The following is a 20,658-nucleotide window of genomic DNA, read 5'->3' as shown; positions in this document are numbered from 1 at the left end:
TGCTGTCCGAGGACCAGGGCGATCCTCACTGGCCGCTGACACGGCGCTGCTACCTGATTAGCATCGCGATGCATGATCGCTCTGGTTGCCACCATCGGGCTTGCGTTCGCTGGCTACATCGCCACCTATCTGAACGGCCTTCGCCTGGCACAGCGCCAAGAGCGCCTCGCGCGTGTGAATCGTCAGCTCAGCGACTTCTACGGCCCACTGTTCGCTCTCACCGAGGCCAACAGCCGCAGCTTCCAGGCGTTCAAAGAGCGCAACGCCCGTCCTGGCGGCAGATCGCCGTTCGATCACGAGATACCTCCCACCGAGGAGGAGCTAGCCGAGTGGCGGCTGTGGGTGACCACAGTCTTCCTGCCCAACATCCGCGCCATGCGTGATCTCGTCATCAGGAACGCAGATCTGTTGCGGGAGCCGGTGATGCCGCCGATCCTGCTGCAACTGTGTGCTCACGTGTCGGGCTACGAGATCACGACTGCACGCTGGGAGCAGGGCAACTTCGACCAACACCTCTCGTTGGTGTCCTTTCCCGGTGAAGAGATCGCCGGGTACGCCCGCCAGGGTTTCGCTCACCTGAAGGAGCAGCAAGCCCGCCTGCTGGGCCAGCGGGGTGGGCGCTGACCAGCAGGCGAAACTCGTCATAGCGACTGCCCTAGTTGTTCTGTCCCGGGAGGTTGTGGACGGGTGAGCCAAGTCTCGGCTGAGGGATGCCGTTCGGGGGTGCCGGCGGATTCGTGGTGGGCGTGGTGGGCTCCCATCCCGACCACCTTCGACCCAGGAAGAGCCGAGCAGTCGCGGCCCAGGGCGTCAAGGTCGTTCGTACAGTGGCGCGTTCGGTGGAGGTGCCGACCGCCGGCTTCATGGACGGATGAGGGGGGCGGGGATCCACGGCCTGCAACATAGTCCCGAGGTGGCTCCCGGGGACCTTTGTGCCCACCCCCCTTGACCGCGGACCTCGAAGGTTCTCTGACCGGTCTCTACCCACCAGGCAATCTAGCAAGCGGCACTGACAACAAGAGGAGCGTCAACGGTCCGGCTCCAGGAGGAGCGACGGTGCCTCGCTCCTGTACAGCAGTGGAGTACCGCAACCTGAGCAACCGCGTCCGGCCGCTGGTCGCTCTCCGCGGTCCCGTCGCGGCAGGTACGACCGTCACTGACCGGTCCGGGCTACAGCTACGGATCAGAAGGTTGCAGGTTCGAGTCCTGCCGAGTGCACAGCAGGCCGGAGGCCCTCAGGAGGAATCCTGAGGGCCTCCGGCGTTGCGTACAGCAGCAGGGTGCAGCGACGGGCTCGGAGCAGCCCGGTCAGGGACCGGACGACTCCGGACCCATGGCCTCGGCTCGGGAAGCTCGGTTCGCCCGCGGCCCATGGTGCGAGTGTCCGCTGACGCCGCGTCCGCTGAGGGCCGGGGCGCTGCTGTGCGGGCGGGGCCATACGAGGGCCGGAGCTGGAAAAGCGGGCCTGACAGCTGTAGTGGACAGCGATTTCGCCGAGGGCATCGGCACCGCCCGGCGGATCGCCTGTGCCCCGGGTGACGTTTCTTGATCCGTTTGCGCTCTTGTACTGGGGCCGGGAACGCCGGTTCCCGGTTTCCCAGGAGGACTCAAGTGCTTTTCAGACGCGCCGTACTGGCCGTGGGGATCGTCGTCGCCTCTGCTCTGCCGATGGCGGGGACAGCAGCGGCGGAGCAGGGGACGACGGCCGGTTGGATCACCGCCACCGACTACTCCTCCGGCTCTCCCGCTCTGGGCTCGCTCGACCCTGTGAGTGGCGGCATCATCATCTTCGCGCAGAACGCCGAGGACGGCGTCCTCTCCCCGAAGGGCTCAACCGTCGCGTACGTCCAGCGCGACGACACCTGTATTCCCCAGACCGAGGGCTGCATGTACGCCCGGAACCTGGTGGTCGCGGAGGCCCACGGCAGCGGCCAAAAGGTTCTGGTCCGGGGTATCGCGCCCGAGACCGGCGAGGCCCCGTACGTCGGGCACCCCGACTGGTCCCCGGACGGCAAGCGGGTCGTGTACGACAGCCCGAGGGGTATGGAGTGGATCAACAGCGACGGAACCGGGCAGGAGGTGCTCACGGCGGCCGGTGGCGCAGGCACCTTCTCGCCTGACGGCCGGAGCATCGCCTTCGTGCGGACGACCGCGTACGAGACCGCCGACGGCTGGGAGTACGGCAGGGACGTCTGGGTCATGAACACCGGCACCCGGCAGGCACGGCAGATCAGCACCGTCCGCAACGCGCTGTCCGCGCCCGTCGACTGGTCTCCCGACGGGCAGCGCATCGTCTACGTCACCGTGAACGGCCTGAGTGCCGTCGATGTGGCAACCGGCGCCGTCACCGAGCTGCAGAGCAACTGGACGACCACGCTCGGCAGCATCCGCGGCCCCGTCTTCTCGCCCGACGGCACCCGGATCGCCTTCTCCGCCACGGACGAATTCGACTACACCCCCCGCACCTATGCCGTGGACGCAGTCGACGGAAGGAACCTGCAGGTCCTCACCGACCAGGCCGTGACGCCCACCGACTGGCTGGACACGTAGCCGGAGCGTCGGCCGCGGGCCCGAACGGAGCCCGCGGCCCGGTGGGCGCGCGGGGGCGCGGCGGAGTCGTAGTGCGGTACAGCGGCGACGTACCAGGACTCCGGCATCCGTCCCCTTTTGCCGGAGTCCTCGTCGGGCCGGTCCGCGACCGGTGTGACCGCCGGACCGTTCCGGACGCACCTACGGATCAATAGGTCGTACGTTCGAATCTCTGCCGGACGCACAGCAGGCCGGAGGCCCTCAGGAAAAAGCCTGAGGGCCTCCGGCGTTGACAGGCTGTCGGCTGTGACGGCGCCGTGGGCGGTGCTCGCGCGGATCACGGGCGGCGGGCGTGACGCGCGGTCTTCCCCGCTGGCAGGAACGCGGCGACCACGTCGGTGAACGCCTCCGGCGCTGCCCGGTGGATCAGGTGTCCGACCGGGATGGTGACCAGATGCCCGCCGGGGACGCGGCGGGCCAGCTCGGCGACGCCCTCCTGGGGCACGTGGCTGCGCGGGCCGCCGGCCAGCACGAGGGTCTCGGCGGTGATGCCGCTGAGCCGCTCCAGCCACGTGGGATGCGGCCGGTCGAGCTGCGGCTTGACGGCCAGGACCATCTCCCAGTCGAAGGTCAGCTCGCCGTCCGGCCTGACCGGGGTGCTCGGCTCCCGGGGACGGGGGGCCGGTACGTCCTCCAGGACCAGTCGGCCCACCCGCTGCGGATGGTCCTGTGCGAGCAGGTAGGCCACGATCCCGCCCAGGGAATGCCCGATCAGGTCCACGGGGCCGGGTCCCAGCGCGTCCAGGAACCGCAGCACATCGGCCCGCATGAGTTCGAGCGAGTAGTTCCCCGGCCAGTCGCTCCGACCGTGTCCGCGCAGGTCGAGGGCGTACACACGTCGGCTGCGGGCCAGGGCGGGCACCACCTGCTCCCAGTCGATGGCGTTCTCGCCCAGCGCGTGGAGCAGGACGAGCGGCGGATCGTCCGGCGGCCCCGACACCTCGTAGGCGAGCCGGATCCCTCCCACGTCGACCGAGCGGTGATCAGCCATGTGCGGAGGCTAGGCGGTGACGCTTCGGTGGCGGGTCGAGGTTCACCAGCGGCGGAACCGTCACCAAAATCGGTGTCACGAGTCCTCGGCCCACGCGGCACGGCCCGGATCTCGCACGTCGTCCTCGCGGTGCTGTGATGCTGTGGTGCCGAAACGACGACGAGCCAGGAGTGGGCGTATGGGGTGGCAGTGCGCCGGGCTGAGCTGGTCCGGGGAAGGGCCCGTGCTGATGTGGCGGCGGTCCGGCCGGGTGGGGCCGGGGAGGGTGAGTGCCCTGGCGTACGGGAAGGAGCTCGGGTTCCGGGCCGAGGGGGAGCGGCACTGTGTGGGTGCGCGTGGGAACGCGTGCCCGGTCGGGGCCGTGGTGCCGGTGCGGAGCACCGGGGCGCGGTGCACGGAGTGCGGGCGGCTGGACCGGGCGCACTCGGTGGCCGCGGACACGATGGCCGACGATCCTCGTCCGTACCGCGTCTACCTCGCCTGGTTCGGGCCGGGGCTGGTCAAGGTCGGGATCACCGGAGAGGCCCGGGACGCGGCTCGGCTGCGGGAGCAGGGCGCGGTGGTGTTCAGCTGGCTGGGCCGCGGACCGCTGATGGCCGCGCGGCGTACGGAGGAACTGCTGCGCTCGGCGTTCGGCGTGCCCGACCGGATTCCGTACGCACGTAAGCGTGCGGTGCGGGGTGTGCTGCCCGGACCGGCGGAACGGGCCGCCGAGCTCGCGGTGCTGTACGGGCGGGCCGTGGCGCTGGAGGGCGCCGGGTGGCCCGAGGCGCTGGAGCGGCTGCCGTTCGAAGCGGTGGACCATGGCCGGGTGTTCGGCCTGGAGGGTGCCGGGCCGGCAGGATCCGTGCCGGCGGAGGGCGGCCCGGGGATGCGGGCGGTGACCGGGCTCGCGGACGGCGGGGTGGTGGCCGGACGACTGGTTGCGGCCGCCGGGCCCGATCTGCATCTGGAGACCGGGGCGGACGGGATCGTGGTCCTGGACACCCGGCTGATCACCGGCTGGAATCTGGTCGGGGCCGACGCACGGGCGGGTGTGACCGTGCCGGTCGTCGGCGTGGGGGGTGGGGGTGTGCAGGACGGTCTGTTCTGACATGGTCGCCGGGAGCGCCGAGAGCGGCGAGAGCGGCGGAGACAGTGCAAGAGTGGAACGGGCAGGGAATGGGGCGGATGAGTATGGGTGACGAGCACCGCGATCCCCACCCCGACCGGGATCAGGACCGTGACCGCGATCGGGACGACGTACGGCAGTTCTGGAAGCGGCTCGGGCTGCCCGGGATCATCGACGTCCATACGCACTTCATGCCGGAGCGGGTGCTCAGCAAGGTATGGGCCTACTTCGACTCGGCGGGTCCGCTGACAGGTATGGAGTGGCCGATCACCTACCGGCACGCCGAGGACGAAAGGCTCGCGCTCCTGCGGGCGTTCGGTGTGCTGCGCTTCACCTCGATGCTCTACCCGCACAAGGCCGGGATGGCGGCCTGGCTGAACGGCTGGGCGGCGGACTTCGCCGCGCGGGTGCCGGACTGTCTGCACACGGCGACCTTCTTCCCGGAGGAGGGGGTGGACCGCTATGTGCGCGAGGCGGTCGAGGCGGGGGCACGGGTCTTCAAGTCGCATCTCCAGGTCGGCGGGTACGACCCCAACGATCCGCTGCTGGAGCCCGTCTGGGGTCTGCTGGCGGAGGCCGGTGTCCCGGTGGTGATGCACTGCGGGTCGGGTCCCGCACCGGGTGCGTACACCGGGCCCGGGCCGGTCGGCCGGCTGCTGTCCCGCCATCCGCGGCTGCGGCTGGTGGTGGCGCACATGGGGATGCCGGAGTACACGGAGTTCCTGGAGCTGGCGGCGGCGTACCCCGAGGTGCGGCTCGACACGACCATGGCTTTCACGGACTTCACGGAGAGGTTCACCCCGTTCCCCGTCGCGGAACGGGGGCGGCTCGCGGATCTGGGGGACCGGATCCTGCTCGGCACGGACTTCCCGAACATCCCGTATCCGTACGCCCACCAGTTGCACGCCCTGGAACGTCTGGAGCTGGGCGACCCGTGGCTGCGAGCCGTCTGCCACGGGAACGCGCGTGCGCTGTTCGGCCGGGCCTGAGGATTCTCAGGGAATTCACAGGTGGGGGAAAGGTCCTTCTCACGGCCGCCCCGAAGGCTGGTGGCATGACGACGATCTCGCCCCAGGGGCGTACCGAACTCCTCAGGCCGGACCGCAATCCCGTACGTGTCCTGGTCGTGGACGACGAGGCTCCGCTGGCCGAGCTGCTCTCCATGGCCCTGCGGTACGAGGGGTGGCAGGTGCGCAGCGCCGGTGACGGTGCGGGCGCCGTCCGTACGGCACGTGACTTCCGGCCCGACGCGGTGGTCCTGGACGTGATGCTCCCCGACATGGACGGGCTCGCGGTGCTGGGGCGGTTGCGGCGCGAGCTCTCCGACGTGCCGGTGCTGTTCCTGACCGCGCGGGACTCTGTGGAGGACCGGATCGCCGGGCTCACGGCGGGTGGCGACGACTACGTCACCAAGCCGTTCAGCCTGGAGGAGGTCGTGGCCCGGCTGCGCGGGCTGATCCGCCGTTCCGGCACGGCCGCGGCGGCCCGTGGTGAGTCGACGCTCGTCGTCGGTGACCTGGTGCTGGACGAGGACAGCCACGAGGTGAGCCGGGGAGACGTGTCGATCCACCTCACGGCGACCGAGTTCGAACTGCTGCGCTTCCTGATGCGCAACCCGCGCCGGGTGCTCAGCAAGGCCCAGATCCTGGACCGGGTGTGGAACTACGACTTCGGCGGCCAGGCCAACGTCGTCGAGCTGTACATCTCCTACCTCCGCAAGAAGATCGACGCGGGGCGGAGCCCGATGATCCACACCCGGCGCGGGGCGGGATACCTGATCAAGCCCGGTGAGTGAAGCGGTGGCCGGGAGGCGGACGGGAGCCCGGCGTCCGTGGACGCTGCGGACCCGGCTCGTCGTGTACGCGGTGACCCTCATCGCCGTGGTCGCGGCCGTGATCGGCTCCGTCACCGCCCTCGCCTTCCAGAGCTACCTGTACGGCAAGCTGGACGGTCAGCTGCGTGACATCACGGTGCGGGCCGCCTCCGGCGGGCCGCCCGGCGGAGTGATTCCCCCGGGCGGGCCGGACGGCGTGGAACCGCTCGGATTCGTCGGCATGGGCGGCGGCCAGCCCTTCAAGACGTTCGGGGCCGTGTCCGTGGACGGGGCCGTCACCGAGTCGAAGGTCGTGCAGGCCCGGGAAAAGTTCACGCAGCCGAACACGGAGCCACTGACCGGCGCGCAGACGGACGCCCTGGAGGCGGCCGGTGTCCCGGCGGACGGCGAGGCGCACGACGTCGACCTGCCCGGGCTCGGCGGCTACCGCGTGGAGGCCGTCCGGTCGCGCGGCGGCACGACGCTGCTCGTCGGTATCCCGACCGCCGAGGTGAGCGGCGCGCTCACCGCACTGATCGTCGTCGAGGTCTGCGTCACCGGTGCGGGGCTGATCGCCGCCGGGATCGCGGGAGCGGCCGTGGTCGGTGTCGCCCTGCGCCCGCTGCGCCGGGTGGCCGCCACGGCGCGACGGGTCTCCGAAATCCCCCTGCACAGCGGCGAGGTGGCCCTGTTCGAGCGGGTGCCCGAAGCCGAAGCCGATCCGCGGACGGAGGTCGGCCAGGTCGGGGCCGCCCTCAACCGGATGCTCGGTCACGTGGGTTCGGCCCTGGATGTGCGCCAGAAGAGTGAGACGCGGGTCCGGCAGTTCGTCGCGGACGCCAGCCACGAGCTGCGGACCCCACTCGCCTCGATCCGCGGTTACGCCGAACTCACGCGGCGCGGGCGGGAGGACGCCGGGCCCGACACCCGCCACGCCCTCAGCCGGATCGAGTCCGAGGCGGAACGGATGACGGGCATCGTCGAGGATTTGCTGCTGCTGGCCAGGCTCGACGCCGGACGGCCGCTCTCGTACGAGAGCACCGATCTCTCCACGCTCGTCATCGACGCCGTGAGCGACGCCCGCGCCGCCGACCGCACAGGGCGGCCGGGCGCGTCGGACGCGTTCGGCGGGCCTCCTGACCGGCTTGAAGGGGACGGGCGGACCCGGCACTGGCGGCTGGAACTGCCCGAGGTGCCCACGACCGTACGGGCGGACCCGACGAGGATCCACCAGGTCCTGGTCAACCTGCTGGCGAACGCCCGTACGCACACCCCGCCGGGGACGACGGTCACGGTACGGGTGCGCCAGGCACGCCGGGAGCTGCCCTGGGTGACCCTGGAGGTCCAGGACGACGGGCCCGGCATCCCCGACGAGCTGCGGCCGCATGTCTTCGAGCGCTTCGCGCGCGGAGACGCCTCGCGCTCCCGCCATGCCGGCTCGACGGGACTGGGGCTCGCCATCGTGCAGGCCGTCGTCGCCGCGCACGGCGGGCTGGCCGAGGTGCGGTCGGTGCCGGGGAACACGGTGTTCGCGATCCGTCTGCCCGCGGACCCGGTGTACGAGGGGGCCCGGCCCGGCGCTCCGGGAGCCGGGCCGGCCGGCAGTCCGGCAGACGGGACGGCGGCCGTCCCGGGGGACGCCCGTGCCGACGGGCTCGCGCCCGCGCACCCGGGGCACCGGGAGTAGCCCGTGCACCCCGTGCACCCCGAGCACCCCGTGCACCCCGAGTACCAAGGGTCCGCGCGACCGGGGTACTCACAGCCGGACCACAGGCTCAGCACACGGGCGTGACAGCGCGGTTGGCGAATGTCGGTGCCATGCGAACCGACACTCCATGGAGCTCCTTGCCTGCCCGGGAACATCTCCTGGCCGCAGCGGTCGACGCGGCCGGCGCCCCCGTACTCGACGTGGTGGTCCCCGTCTTCAACGAGGAGGAGGACCTTGAACCCTGTGTGCTGCGCCTGCACGACCACCTGGCGCGGACTTTCCCGTACCGCTTCCGGATCACCGTCGCGGACAACGCGAGCACCGACCGTACCCCCGAGGTGGCGGCCCGGCTGGCGGCCCGGATCCCGGAGGTGCGGTCGTACCGGCTGGAGGAGAAGGGCCGGGGGCGGGCCCTGCGTACCGTGTGGACGCACTCCGACTCCCCGGTCCTCGCCTACATGGACGTCGACCTCTCGACCGACCTCAACGCGCTCCTGCCCCTGGTCGCCCCGCTGATCTCCGGCCACTCGGACCTGGCCATCGGCTCGCGTCTCGCCCGCAGTTCGCGGGTGGTGCGGGGATCGAAGCGGGAGTTCGTCTCGCGGTCCTACAACCTCATCCTGCGGTCGTCGCTGGCCGCCCGGTTCACCGACGCCCAGTGCGGCTTCAAGGCGATACGGCGCGAGGTCGCCCAGCGGCTGCTGCCCATGGTCGAGGACACCGGATGGTTCTTCGACACCGAGATGCTGGTGCTCGCGGAGCGGGCCGGGCTGCGTATCCACGAGGTGCCGGTCGACTGGGTCGACGACCCCGACTCCTCGGTGCACCTCGTGAAGACCGCCACCGAGGACCTCAAGGGTGTCTGGCGCGTGGGCAGGGCCCTGGCCACCGGTGCCCTGCCGCTGGACCGGCTGGCCCGGCCCTTCGGGGACGACCCGCGCGACCGGGCCGTGCCGGGCGTACCGCGCGGCCTCGCCCGGCAACTGGTCGGCTTCTGCGTCGTCGGCGCGCTCTCCACGCTCGTCTACCTCGCCCTGTACTCCCTCTTCCGGCTGGGCACCGGGCCGCAGACCGCCAACGCGGCGGCCCTCCTGGTCTCCGCCGTCGCCAACACGGCGGCCAACCGGAGGCTCACCTTCGGCGTACGCGGCCGGGGCGGGGCCGTACGCCACCAGGCCCAGGGGCTCGTCGTGTTCGCCATCGGGCTCGCCCTCACCAGCGGCTCGCTGGCCGCGCTCGGCACGGTCACCGGCTCCTCCTCGCACGGCACGGAAGTCGCCGTGCTGGTCGCGGCCAACCTCGCGGCGACGGTGCTGCGGTTTCTGCTCTTCCGCGCCTGGGTCTTCCCCGACCCGCACGCGGACCACCGGGACACCCACAAGGGTTCTGCCCACGACGTGAGGAACGTCCGATGACCGCCGTCCACCCCGACCCGCTCCCGGCGCCGCCGCACACCCCCCGGCCGCCCGCGCACGCCGCCGTGCGGGCCGAGCCGCTCGCGCGGCGCATCCGCCGGGGCAGGCCCGAGGACCCGCGCTGGGCGCGGCCCGCGTTCCTCGGCATGCTGCTGGTCATCGCGCTCGCGTACCTGTGGAACCTCAGCGCCTCCGGCTACGCCAACTCCTTCTACTCGGCGGCCGTACAGGCCGGGAGCCAGAGCTGGAAGGCCTTCTTCTTCGGCTCGCTGGACTCGGCGAACGCCATCACCGTCGACAAGCCCCCGGCGGCCCTCTGGCCGATGGCCCTGTCGGTACGGATCTTCGGGCTGAACTCCTGGGCGATCCTCATCCCCCAGGTGGTGATGGGCGTCGCCACGGCGGGAGTGCTGTACGCCGCCGTGCGCCGCCGTTTCAGCGCCGCCGCCGGGCTGCTCACGATGACCGTGTTCGCGTTGACGCCCGTCGCCGCCCTGATGTTCCGCTTCAACAACCCGGACGCCCTGCTCGCGCTCCTGATGACCGCCACCGTCTACTGCGTGCTCCGCGCACTGGAGGGCGGCCGTACGAAGTGGCTGGTGTGGGCGGGGGCCGCGGTCGGCGCCGCGTTCCTGGCGAAGACCCTGCAGGCGTTCCTGATCCTGCCGCCGCTGGCCGTGCTGTACGCGGTGTGTGCGCCGGTGCCCGTACGGAAGAGGTTCGGCCAGCTCGGCCTGTCCGCCCTGGCGACGGTCGTCGCCGGCGGCTGGTGGGTGGCGGTCGTCGAACTGTGGCCCGCCTCCTCGCGCCCGTACATCGGGGGCTCGCAGAACAACTCCTTCCTCGAACTCACCTTCGGTTACAACGGACTCGGCCGCCTCAGTGGTGAGGAGACCGGAAGCGTCGGTGGCGGCGGTGGACAGGGGGGCGGCTGGGGCGAGACCGGCATCGGGCGGATGTTCAACGCGGAGGTCGGCGGCCAGATCTCCTGGCTGCTGCCGGCCGCGCTGCTCCTGCTGGCCGCGGGCGTGTGGCTGACCTGGCGGGCCGGGCGGAGTGACACGGCCCGCGCGGCGTTCCTGGCCTGGGGCGGTTCGCTGCTGATGACGGCGTTGGTCTTCAGCTTCATGGCCGGCATCTTCCACCAGTACTACACGGTCGCCCTGGCGCCCTCCATCGCGGCGCTGACCGGCATGGGGGCCACGGTGCTGTGGGAGGAGCGGGCCCGGTGGTGGGCGGGCACCACGCTCGCCGCGACCGTCGCGGTGACGGCCCTCTGGTCGTACGTCCTGCTGGGGCGCACTCCGGATCACCTCCCGTGGCTGCGCTGGGCCGTCCTGGCCGGCGGCCTCCTGGGCGCGGTGGGGCTGGTGTTCGCCGCACGGCTGGGGCGGGCGCTCGTCCTGGGCGTGGTGGGGCTGGGACTGGCGGCGTCGCTGGCCGGACCGGCCGCGTACACGGCCGGCACGCTGAACACCGGGCACCAGGGCTCCATCGTCACCGCCGGACCCGCGGGGGCGAGCAGGGGCGGACCGGGCGGCGGCCGGGGAGGCCCCGGCGGGGGCGACGGCGGCTTCCCAGGCGGCTTTCCCGGCGGGGGGACGCGGCCTCCCGGACAGGGGGCGGGACCGGCCGGCCAGGTACCGGGCAACGCTCCGGGCGCCACCCAGGGCGGCGGCGGTCTCCCCGGCGGCGGACAACGGGGTGGACAACAGGGCCAGGGCCAGGTACCCGGGAACGCGCCGGGCGGCGGCCTGCCCGCGGGCGCCATGGGCGAGGGCGGCATGGGCGGGGGCGGTATGGGAGGTCTCCTCAACGGCGCGTCCGTCGACGCCCGGGCCAAGGCACTCCTGACGCAGGACGCCGACGCCTACACCTGGGCCGCCGCGGCCATCGGCTCGCAGAACGCGGCGAGTTACCAGCTGGCCACCGGTGAGCCGGTGATGGCCGTCGGCGGCTTCAACGGCAGTGACCCGTCACCCACGCTCGCGCAGTTCAAGAAGTACGTGGCGGACGGCAGGATCCACTACCTGATCTCGGGCGGAACGGGCGGCGGCATGGGCGGCGGCATGGGCGGCGGCATGGGCGGCGCCGGCACCTCGTCCCGGATCTCGTCCTGGGTGGAGGAGAACTTCGCGGAGGTGACAGCGGGCAGCGCGACCTTCTACGACCTCACCCGGCCGAAGGACGCCGGCTGAGGGACGCCGGCTGAGGGCTGTCCCGCACCACCGGTGGATCGGCGCGCGGCGCCGGATGCGGTGCCTCGCACGGCGGAGGGATGTCCCCACTCCAGGTGCATGTGGACGTTCCGGCCACGCGGCGAGGTGCCGTAGGTGTCGCCGCGCGCCCGCCGGGAGGTGCGGGACAGCCCTGGGGGCCGGGGTCGCCCATCTCCTCCCCGGCCAGGGCCGTTCGCTATCGCCGGAGTTCGAGGTCGGCCACGACGGGGCGGTGGTCCGAGGCGAGCGTCTCGGTCACCGCCGCCGCGTGCACCCGGACCGACCCGGGGCCGTCCTTCGACACCGCCACGAAGTCGATCCGTTTCACCGGGTCCAGCGCCGGGAACGTCGGCGCTTCCGGGTCGGCGTCCGTCAGTTCCCGCCAGAGCGGGGCGAGTTCGGGGGCGTCCGGTTCCGCGTTGAAGTCACCCAGCAGGATCTTCCGGCCCCGGTCCTCGCCCATGATCCGCCGGGTGTCGGCCACCTGTGCCGCCCGTACGGACGGATCGGGGCGGTAGTCCAGGTGCGTGACGTACACGTGCAGCGGCAGTCCCTTCACGCGCAGCACCACCTCGGCGAAGCCCGGGGCGGGTGCCGGGACCGGGTTCTGGTCCTGGGTGGAGAGCCGGGTGATCTCGTGGTTCTCCGCGCTCACGACGGGATACCGGGACAGCAGCGCCACCCCGTACTCGCGCCTGGGCCCGCCCGGAGCCGGTGGATCGAGGCTGTATATGGGCGCGAACGAGACCCGCATGTCCAGCCGCTGGGCCAGTTCGCCCGCGAGATCCCGCCACTCGCTGCGCGTGCCCCAGTGGGCGTCGACCTCCTGGAGACCGATCACGTCGGCGTCCAGGGCCCACAACTGGTCCGTCTGGCGGTCCAGGTCGAACACGCCGTCCATGCCGGCACCCGCGTGGATGTTGTACGTGGCGACGCGGAGCGGCACCCCGTGCGCCCGGTCGGCGGCCACCGCGGGCGGCGCGAGTGCCGTCGCCGACAGACCCGCGGCGATCAGGAAGCCCACCGTACGACGACGCAGGGTCATGCCACTCCACTCATCCGCTCAACGAGGTGCCGGGCCGTCGGGAGAGCTACCCCACGGGGCACGGTGCGCAAACGAGTTGCCCGGCGTACGGGACGTGCCGGTGCCGGAACAGGAACCGACGGGCCCGGGGCGCGCGGTCCGGGCCCCCGACCACACGCGGCGGGCGCTGCCCGAGACCGGCCGCCTGCGGGAGTCCGGTGCGGCGCGGCCCGGCGAGGTCACGATCCGGTGGGCGGGCAGTCCCCGGGCCGCACGCCGTGCGGCGTCAGTAGCCGCGGGCGGTGTCCACGGCCAGGGCGGGGGTCTGCCCCCGGGCCACCGCCTCCCAGCAGGCCGTGAAGTCCGTGACGACGTCCTCGTCGGCCGTGATGCCGGCGGAGTGCGAGGTGATCACCGTGCGCGGCAGCCGCCAGACGGGGTCCTCCGGCCCCGCGGGCTCGTCGGGCAGGACGTCGAGGACGGCGCGCCGCAGGGTTCCGGCGTGCAGCGCCGACTCCAGCGCCGCCATGTCGACGGTCCCGCCGCGGCCGGCGTTGATGAAGGAGGCGCCGTCCATCGCGGTGAAGCGGGCGCCGTCGAAGAACCGTTCGGTGGCGCCGGTCAGCGGCAGGGTGGAGACCACCCACCGCGCGGCCGACAGCTCCGCCGTCTCCTCCCGGCCACCGGCCGGGACCACGCGGTCGAAGCCCGGAGCCGTGCCACCGGGTGTGCGGCGGACACCCACCGTGCGCAGGGAGAGCTTCCGCAGCAGCCCGGCGACCGCGGTTCCGACGGCTCCGGTTCCGTGGACGACGACGGTCCGGCCGCCGACGAGCCCGGAAGGCAGCCGCCGCCACTCGGCACGGGCGTGCTGCTCGGCGTGGTCCGTGACCGACTGGCTCTCGGCGAGGATCCAGGCCGCCACATACTGGGCGATCCGCTCCCCCATCCGGCCGACGGTCCGGGTCAGCAGGGCACCCTGCGGCCAGGGCCCGGCGGCGAGCAGCGCGTCCGTACCCGCGTTGACGCTGTGGAACCACACCAGCTCCGGCGCCCGCAAGGCGTCCGGCAGTGCGGCTCCCACGTACACGAAGGGGCCGTCCGGCGCGGTGCCGTGCGGACGCCCGGCCCGGCGTCCCGTGACCCCTTCGAGCGCGCGGACCACCGACGGCCCGAGGTCCGGTGCGGTCAGCAGCCGCGCCTGTGCGAGCACGCCGGGGTGGGGCGGTGTCATACGGCCGTCAGCCGCCGGTGGCCAGCCGGGCGGGGAAACCGCCGGTGGCGACCGGACTCCAGCGCTCCGGGGTGATCCGGATGATGGACTTGCCCTGCTTGAGCATCGCCGCCCGGTACTCGTCCCAGTCCGGGTGTTCCCCGGAGATGTTCCGGAAGTACTCGACGAGCGGCTCCACCGAATCCGGCGCGTCGATCACCTCGGCGGATCCGTCGACCTGCACCCACGGGCCGTTCCAGTCGTCCGACAGGACGATCACGCTCACCCGCTCGTCCCGCTTGGCGTTACGGGTCTTGGCCCGCTCCGGGTAGGTCGAGACGACGATCCGCCCGGCGTCGTCGACACCGCAGGTGAGCGGCGAGCCCTGGGGACGGCCGTCGGACCGGGTGGTCAGCAGGATCGCCCGGTGCCGGGGCCGCACGAAGTCCAGCAGCTCGGCGAGCTCCACAGGGGTGTTGGTCGCGATGTTGGGTGCCATACGGGCAGCCTATGCCTCGGCCGATTCCCCCTGCACGGCCTGGATGTCGAGCTCCACCCGCACGGTGGTGCCGATCGCGGAGATGCCCGCCTGCACCACCTGGTTGTAGTTCATGGCGAAGTCGGCGCGGCGCAGCTCCGCCGACGCGTGGAAGGCCGCCCGCAGCCCGCCCCACGGGTCGGGGCCGGTGCCGAGGTAGCTCAGGTCGAGTTCGACGTCCCGGGCGATGCCGTGCATGGTGAGGACGCCGTCGACGGTCCAGCGGTCGGGACCGGCCGGGGTCAGCGCCCGGGAGCGGTAGGTGATCTCCGGGTACCGCTCGACGTCCAGGAAGTCCGCCGAGCGCAGGTGCTTGTCCCGCATGCCGTTGCCCGTGTCGATGCTGGCCGACGTGATGTAGGCCTCCACCCGGGAGCGCTGGACGTCCTGGGCGATCTCGATCCGGCCACCGAACTCGGTGAACCGGCCGTGCACGCTCGAGATCCCCAGGTGCTGGGCGACGGCGGCGACCGACGAGTGGACCGGGTCGAGCGACCAGGTGCCCGGCGGGGGAAGTTCCACGCCGCCCTGCCGGGCCAGCACCACGGTGCCCGCCTCGACGCGTCCACTGGCCGTGACGAGCGCGGTGGACGCGGCGGGGGCGTACCCGACGGCCGTCACGATCACCGTGTACGCGCCGGCCGGCAGGAGGTCACCGGTGCGGACGGCCCCGTCCTCGTCGGCGGCGGCCCGGAGCACCTGGGTGCCCGTCATGTCCGTCACCGTCACGACCGCGTGCTGGACCGCCCAGCCGTCCCGCGTGCGTACCTGTGCGCGAAGTCCCATCCCGTGTTCTCTCCTTGCTCGGTCACCCGGTGGCCCGGTGACTCAGTGACTCGGTCACCCGTGACGCGGCGACGCGGTGACTCGATGAGTGGGCCCCGCGGGCGGGAACGGCAGGCCGTCCCCTGCCTGCCGTTCCCACCGCGGGGCCCTTTTCCGCCGACGACCACAGCCTCTCCGCTGGGAGTGCTGTACCGCCAGGGGTCTTGGTGGATCTCCGTAATCGCTACACGCCCGGGTGGGCCAGTTCGATGTCGTGGCCGTCGACTCCGCCGCCGGTCACGGTCAGCGCACCGGCCACCGGCGGGTAGCCGGTCGCGATGATCGAGTACTCACCCGCGTCCAGGTCGGCGAAGGCGTACGCGCCGTCCTCGCCGGTCGTCGAGGTGGCGACCACGTTGCCCGCCGCGTCGATCAGCGTGACGCGGGCGTCGGGCAGCGGGGCCCGCCCGGAACCGGCCCGGACGACACCGCGCACCAGGGCGCCGGACTGCAGTACCGCGGCGACCCGGGTGACGCCCTGGCCGCCGATCTCCACCGGCAGGGCCAGCGGACGGAAGCCGGCGGCCGTCACGGCCACGGTCACCGAACCGGGGACGAGCTCGCCGAAGCCGAACTCCCCGGCGCCACCGGAGACCCCGGTGGCCAGCACATCGCCGCGCACGTCGGTCACGACGACCATCGCGCCCTCGACCGGGGTGGCGTCCTCAGAGGTCCGTACGGTCCCGGAGAGGCCGCTCGTACCGGCGAGCAGGATGTCGTAGGCCAGCGGTTCGTCCGAGACGACCACGGTGGAGGCCTGCGGCTGGAAACCGTCGGCGGAGGCGATCAGGACGTACGAGCCGGAGCCCGGAGCGTCCAGTACGTAACCGCCGTCGGCCTGGGCGACACAGCGCCCCAGCTGCCTGCCGCCCAGCGAGATGAGCGTGACGGCCGCCTGGGCGACGGGTGCGCCCTCGGCACCACGGACCACCCCTCGCACGGGCGTGCCCTGGACGGCCGGGGCCGGCGCGGCAGCCGCCTCGGTGCCGACGGCGACCGAGGTGACTCCGGCCGTTCCCTCGGCGACGAGTGCGGTGGTCGTGTCGGAGGAGGCGAGGGCCTTCGCGTCCGGCGCCTCGGCCGAGGCCGGGACGGAGTCGTTGCCCGCGTGCGTCTTCAGGGCGACCTCCTTGATGAAGAGGGTCACGACGAAGGCGACCAGCGCGGCCGGTGCTGCGTACATGAAGACGTCGGCGACACCGTGTCCGTACGCCACCTCCATGACCGTGCGGAAGGGCGCGGGGAGCGCGTCCAGGTCGGGGATGCCCCCGCCGCCGGTTCCGCCGTGGCCCAGGGCCGCACCCTCGGGGCCGAGGTCGGCGAGGCCCTCCTTGACGTAGTGGGTGACGCGGTTGGCCATGACGGCGCCCAGGGCGGAGACACCGATCGCACCACCGAGCGAACGGAAGAACGTGACGACGGAGCTGGCCGCGCCGAGGTCGGCGGGGGCTACCTGGTTCTGCGTGGCGAGGACCAGGTTCTGCATCATCATGCCGATGCCGAGGCCCATGACGAACATGAAGATCGCGATGTGCCAGTACGTGGTGTCGTACCGGATGGTGCCCAGCATCCCGAGACCGGCGGTGACCAGGAAGCCACCGCTGACCAGCCAGGCCTTCCAGCGGCCCGTCTTGGTGATGACCTGGCCGGAGACGGTCGAGGAGAGGAACAGACCGGCGATCATCGGGATGGTCATGACGCCTGACATCGTCGGCGACTTGTCACGCGCCAGCTGGAAGTACTGGCTGAAGAAGACGGTGCCCGCGAACATCGCGACACCGACGAACAGCGAAGCCAGCGAGGCCAGCGTGATGGTGCGGTTGCGGAAGAGGCGCAGCGGGATGATCGGCTCGCTGGCCCGCGACTCGATGAGGAGGAAGAGCGCGATGAGCACGACGGTGCCGCCGAGCATCGTGTAGGTCTGCCAGGAGACCCAGTCGTACTTGTCGCCCGCGAAGGTCACCCAGAGCAGCAGCAGCGAGACGGCGGCGCTGATGAAGAACGCGCCCGACCAGTCGACCTTGACGTCGCGCTTGACGATCGGGAGCTTCAGGGTCTTCTGCAGGACGATCAGGGCGATGACGGCGAACGGCACGCCCACGTAGAAGCACCAGCGCCATCCCATCCAGCTGGTGTCGGTGATGACGCCGCCGAGCAGCGGCCCGCCCACCGTGGCGACGGCGAAGACCGCGCCGAGGTAGCCGCTGTAGCGCCCGCGCTCGCGCGGGGAGATCATCGCGGCCATCACGATCTGGGCGAGGGCGGAGAGACCGCCGACGCCGACGCCCTGCACGACACGGCAGGCGATGAGCATGCCGCTGCTGGTCGACAGGCCGGCCACCACCGAACCGGCGACGTAGATGACCAGGGCTATCTGGACCAGCAGCTTCTTGCTGAACAGGTCGGCGAGCTTGCCCCACAGGGGCGTGGTGGCGGTCATGGCCAGCAGCGAGGCCGTGACGACCCAGGTGTAGGCGCTCTGGCCGCCGCCGAGGTCGGAGATGATCTCGGGCAGGGCGTTGGAAACGACCGTCGACGACAGGATCGCGACGAACATGCCGAGCAGCAGCCCGGTCAGCGCTTCCATGATCTGACGGTGTGTCATCGGCGCGCCGCCGGGGGCTTCCGAGCCCCCGTGCTTGGCGTGGCCGCCCCGCACACCGGTCGGTGTGGTCGTAGCCATGAAAATCCTTGTCTTTGCTTCTGTTACACGGGTGTACGGGTGTACGAGTCGTCGAAGTGCCCGGCGCGGCAGTCGCCGCTGTGTCGTCCGGGGACGCATCCACCGGAGCCGCGGCAGGAGAAACTGTCGCGCAGCCGGGACAGCAACGTGTTGAGCTGTCCGACTTCTTCGTCGGACCAGTCGATGAGGTTGTGGGCGAACATCTCGGTGGTGCGCCGAGTCAGCTCGTCGAGCAGCGCCGTGCCGGCCGGGGTCAGCCGCAGGATGCGGGACCGCTTGTCCGCCGGGTCCGGGAACCGTTCGATCCAGCCGTTGTCCACCACGTGGGCGACATGTCTGCTGGTCACAGACATGTCGACGGCCAGCAGCTCGGCCAGCCGGGTGATCCGCATCTCGCCGTACTTGGCCAGGAGCGTGAGGACCGCGGCCGAACCGCTGGGGCACTCGGAAGGCAGGATGCGGGCGAGGCCGCGCTTGACGGCCCCGACGGCGCTGAGCTGCCGGGCCAGTTCCTCGTACTGGCTCCGTGCGGCCACCGGCCCTCCTGGCATCTACGGGACATCTTGTTGCTTAGGGCAACGATATAAGCCGTTGGTTGCTACAGGCAAACGAAATGGGGCTTGCAGAAGTAAAGGAAGCCAAAAGGCTCCGTAGGCTCCCGGTCAAGCGCCCAGCGCACGCAGGGTGCCCTGGTCCGGATGTGTCCCTCGGCACATTCCGGAGGGTCGCAGGAGTGTCGGACGGGGGTCGGAGGGGGCCGGAGGAGAGGCCCGGAAAGAAGGGAGAGGAGGAGACGGCGTGGAGAGGGCAGGCCGGAAAGGGCTGAGGCAGACGCCGGGGCCGGGGCTCGCGGAGACGGTGCGGCCGCTACGACGGCCGGGTGAAGAGGCCGTGGACGTACGGGAGGGGCATCGGCCTTAGCGGACCCGGGGGTTGGGCGGTACGGCCGCGTTCGCTAGGGTCCTGGGCCATGGCACACAACCCCCACGCCCCGCAGCCGGGCCCCGAGGGCACTCACGATCCGGCGGGCAGCACCCAGATGTTCCGCGCCTTTGTCGACGAGGGCGAGCCGCAGCGCAGGCAGCAGCCGGCCGCGGCCTCGTCCGATTCCAGGACCGGGGTGATCGTGGCCATCGTCGCCGTGGTCATCGTCCTCGGCGCCGTCGCCTGGCTGGCGCTCGGCTGACCTGTCCGGCCCCCTGCCGGCTCCCCTCGGCGCCCCTGCTCGCCTGCCCGGATCCGGAGCGGCGGTACGCAGGTGACCCGGCAGGCCCGCCCGGCAGCCGTGCGGCCGAACGGGGCCGGCCTGGGCCCGTACAGGCGTAGCCTGCCCTGGCGCGCACCCGCCTCCCGCGTGCGACCTACGGGGGAGGCGGGTGCCTCCCGTTTCCTCGGTTGCCCGGCCGTCCCGCCCGCGGCCGGACGGCGCCGGAGGTCCGGACGGTCCCGGGGGCGATCCGCGCGGCAGCCGGGGCGGTGAGCACGGCCGGCGGCGGCCGGTGGAGCCGCGTCTCGGGCGAGGCGTCGTCGCCGGACGGACCGACGGACCTGGTGGGAGGGAGCGGCAGGCCTGCCGCTCCCTCCCACCAGGCCCGTGCGCCGGCTCAGTCGGCGATGAGCCCTTCCCTGAGCTGGGTGAGGGTGCGGGTCAGCAGCCGTGAGACATGCATCTGCGAGATGCCGACCTCCTCGCCGATCTGCGACTGGGTCATGTTGGCGAAGAAGCGCAGCATGATGATCTGCCGCTCGCGCGGGGCGAGTCTGGCCAGCAGCGGCTTCAGGGACTCGCGGTACTCGACGCCTTCCAGCGCCGCGTCCTCGTACCCCAGGCGGTCCGCCAGCGAGCCCTCGCCGCTGTCGTCCTCGGGGGACGGGGAGTCCAGCGAGGAGGCCGTGTAGGCGTTGCCCACGGCCAGGCCGTCGACGACGTCCTCCTCGGAGACGCCGAGCGCCTTGGCCAGCTCCGGGACGGTCGGCGAGCGGTCGAGCTTCTGGGCGAGCTCGTCACTGGCCTTGGTGAGGGCGAGCCGCAACTCCTGGAGCCGACGCGGCACCCGCACCGACCAGGAGGTGTCGCGGAAGAAGCGTTTGATCTCGCCCACCACGGTCGGCATCGCGAACGTGGGGAATTCCACGCCCCGTTCGCAGTCGAAACGGTCGATGGCCTTGATCAGGCCGATCGTCCCGACCTGGACGATGTCCTCCATGGGTTCGTTACGGCTCCGGAACCGCGCCGCCGCGTACCGCACGAGCGGGAGGTTGAGCTCGATGAGTGTGTCCCGCACATAGGTCCGCTCGGGGCTGTCCGTTCCGTCGGGACCCGAGGCGGGGCCCAGCGCGGCGAGCCGCAGGAACAGGGAGCGGGACAGGGTGCGGGTGTCGATGGCTTCCGGCGAGCTGGTGAGCACGGCGGGTGCCGGCACGCTCTTCGTGAGCGTGAGCACCTTCGAGCTGCCCTGTTCTGCGGACATGCCACCCCCTTGAGGTCGCGGACGGTCGCGGTGGCCACGACCATCGGAGGAACGCAGC

General features: G+C 71.9%; 17 protein-coding genes. 9 read left to right on the top strand and 8 right to left on the bottom strand.

Annotation, left to right across the window (positions count from 1 at the left end; translation table 11 throughout):
* Positions 1-72 precede the first annotated feature (72 nt).
* Complete coding sequence (locus ACH4VO_RS13035; protein WP_360994276.1) at positions 73-624, top strand: hypothetical protein; 552 nt, start codon at positions 73-75, stop codon at positions 622-624.
* A 987-nt stretch (positions 625-1,611) separates the two neighbouring features.
* Positions 1,612-2,550, top strand: coding sequence for a hypothetical protein (locus ACH4VO_RS13030; RefSeq protein WP_360994273.1), 939 nt, complete (start codon positions 1,612-1,614; stop codon positions 2,548-2,550).
* Positions 2,551-2,866: 316 nt separating this feature from the next.
* Here ACH4VO_RS13030 and ACH4VO_RS13025 read toward each other — a convergent pair whose 3' ends face one another.
* Entirely contained in the window at positions 2,867-3,580 is a 714-nt protein-coding gene (locus tag ACH4VO_RS13025) for an alpha/beta fold hydrolase (protein ID WP_360994270.1), read from the bottom strand.
* 178 nt (positions 3,581-3,758) lie between these two features.
* Here ACH4VO_RS13025 and ACH4VO_RS13020 point away from each other — a divergent pair, with 178 nt between their 5' ends.
* The 6 genes from ACH4VO_RS13020 to ACH4VO_RS12995 all read left to right on the top strand — a co-directional run bounded on the left by ACH4VO_RS13020 (position 3,759) and on the right by ACH4VO_RS12995 (position 11,825).
* A complete protein-coding gene (locus tag ACH4VO_RS13020) occupies positions 3,759-4,673 on the top strand; it encodes a DUF2797 domain-containing protein (RefSeq protein ID WP_360994268.1) in 915 nt (304 codons plus the stop codon).
* Between the two features lie 83 nt (positions 4,674-4,756).
* Positions 4,757-5,680 (top strand): amidohydrolase family protein, encoded by a 924-nt coding sequence (locus ACH4VO_RS13015; protein WP_360994457.1) that lies wholly within the window; start codon positions 4,757-4,759, stop codon positions 5,678-5,680.
* 65 nt (positions 5,681-5,745) lie between these two features.
* Positions 5,746-6,486: a response regulator transcription factor gene (locus ACH4VO_RS13010; RefSeq protein ID WP_360994265.1), complete on the top strand. Its 741-nt coding sequence runs from the start codon at positions 5,746-5,748 to the stop codon at positions 6,484-6,486.
* Positions 6,479-8,191, top strand: a complete 1,713-nt coding sequence (locus ACH4VO_RS13005; RefSeq protein WP_360994262.1) for a HAMP domain-containing sensor histidine kinase — start codon at positions 6,479-6,481, stop codon at positions 8,189-8,191. Before ACH4VO_RS13010 ends, ACH4VO_RS13005 begins: the two co-directional genes overlap by 8 nt.
* A gap of 131 nt (positions 8,192-8,322) precedes the next feature.
* Positions 8,323-9,627, top strand: coding sequence for a bifunctional glycosyltransferase family 2/GtrA family protein (locus tag ACH4VO_RS13000; protein WP_360994259.1), 1,305 nt, complete (start codon positions 8,323-8,325; stop codon positions 9,625-9,627).
* Positions 9,624-11,825: a glycosyltransferase family 39 protein gene (locus ACH4VO_RS12995; protein ID WP_360994256.1), complete on the top strand. Its 2,202-nt coding sequence runs from the start codon at positions 9,624-9,626 to the stop codon at positions 11,823-11,825. The genes ACH4VO_RS13000 and ACH4VO_RS12995 overlap by 4 nt, the downstream gene beginning before the upstream one ends.
* A gap of 217 nt (positions 11,826-12,042) precedes the next feature.
* On the opposite strand, the gene ACH4VO_RS12990 is transcribed toward ACH4VO_RS12995, so the two are convergent.
* From ACH4VO_RS12990 to ACH4VO_RS12965, 6 genes are all read right to left on the bottom strand, one after another.
* The gene (locus ACH4VO_RS12990) at positions 12,043-12,891 is read right to left on the bottom strand and encodes an endonuclease/exonuclease/phosphatase family protein (protein WP_360994253.1); all 849 of its coding nucleotides are present in this window, start codon (positions 12,889-12,891) and stop codon (positions 12,043-12,045) included.
* A gap of 265 nt (positions 12,892-13,156) precedes the next feature.
* Positions 13,157-14,104, bottom strand: coding sequence for an NAD(P)-dependent oxidoreductase (locus tag ACH4VO_RS12985; protein WP_360994250.1), 948 nt, complete (start codon positions 14,102-14,104; stop codon positions 13,157-13,159).
* A 7-nt stretch (positions 14,105-14,111) separates the two neighbouring features.
* The gene (locus ACH4VO_RS12980) at positions 14,112-14,582 is read right to left on the bottom strand and encodes a PPOX class F420-dependent oxidoreductase (RefSeq protein WP_360994247.1); all 471 of its coding nucleotides are present in this window, start codon (positions 14,580-14,582) and stop codon (positions 14,112-14,114) included.
* A 9-nt stretch (positions 14,583-14,591) separates the two neighbouring features.
* Positions 14,592-15,407: a YceI family protein gene (locus ACH4VO_RS12975; protein ID WP_360994245.1), complete on the bottom strand. Its 816-nt coding sequence runs from the start codon at positions 15,405-15,407 to the stop codon at positions 14,592-14,594.
* Positions 15,408-15,630: 223 nt separating this feature from the next.
* Positions 15,631-18,129 (bottom strand): MFS transporter, encoded by a 2,499-nt coding sequence (locus ACH4VO_RS12970; protein WP_360994242.1) that lies wholly within the window; start codon positions 18,127-18,129, stop codon positions 15,631-15,633.
* Positions 18,130-18,152: 23 nt separating this feature from the next.
* Positions 18,153-18,665, bottom strand: a complete 513-nt coding sequence (locus tag ACH4VO_RS12965; protein WP_360994239.1) for a MarR family winged helix-turn-helix transcriptional regulator — start codon at positions 18,663-18,665, stop codon at positions 18,153-18,155.
* A 434-nt stretch (positions 18,666-19,099) separates the two neighbouring features.
* Here ACH4VO_RS12965 and ACH4VO_RS12960 point away from each other — a divergent pair, with 434 nt between their 5' ends.
* Entirely contained in the window at positions 19,100-19,315 is a 216-nt protein-coding gene (locus tag ACH4VO_RS12960) for a hypothetical protein (RefSeq protein WP_360994236.1), read from the top strand.
* Positions 19,316-19,733: 418 nt separating this feature from the next.
* Here ACH4VO_RS12960 and ACH4VO_RS12955 read toward each other — a convergent pair whose 3' ends face one another.
* On the bottom strand, positions 19,734-20,600 hold the full coding sequence (locus ACH4VO_RS12955; protein WP_360994233.1) for an RNA polymerase sigma factor SigF: 867 nt from the start codon (positions 20,598-20,600) through the stop codon (positions 19,734-19,736).
* Between the last annotated feature and the right edge of the window lie 58 nt (positions 20,601-20,658).

The sequence above is a fragment of the Streptomyces sp. NPDC020780 genome (genome assembly GCF_044334475.1).
Lineage (GTDB): Bacteria > Actinomycetota > Actinomycetes > Streptomycetales > Streptomycetaceae > Streptomyces.
Note: the sequence above shows the minus strand (reverse complement) of the source record. Positions and strands in the feature narration are given on the sequence as shown.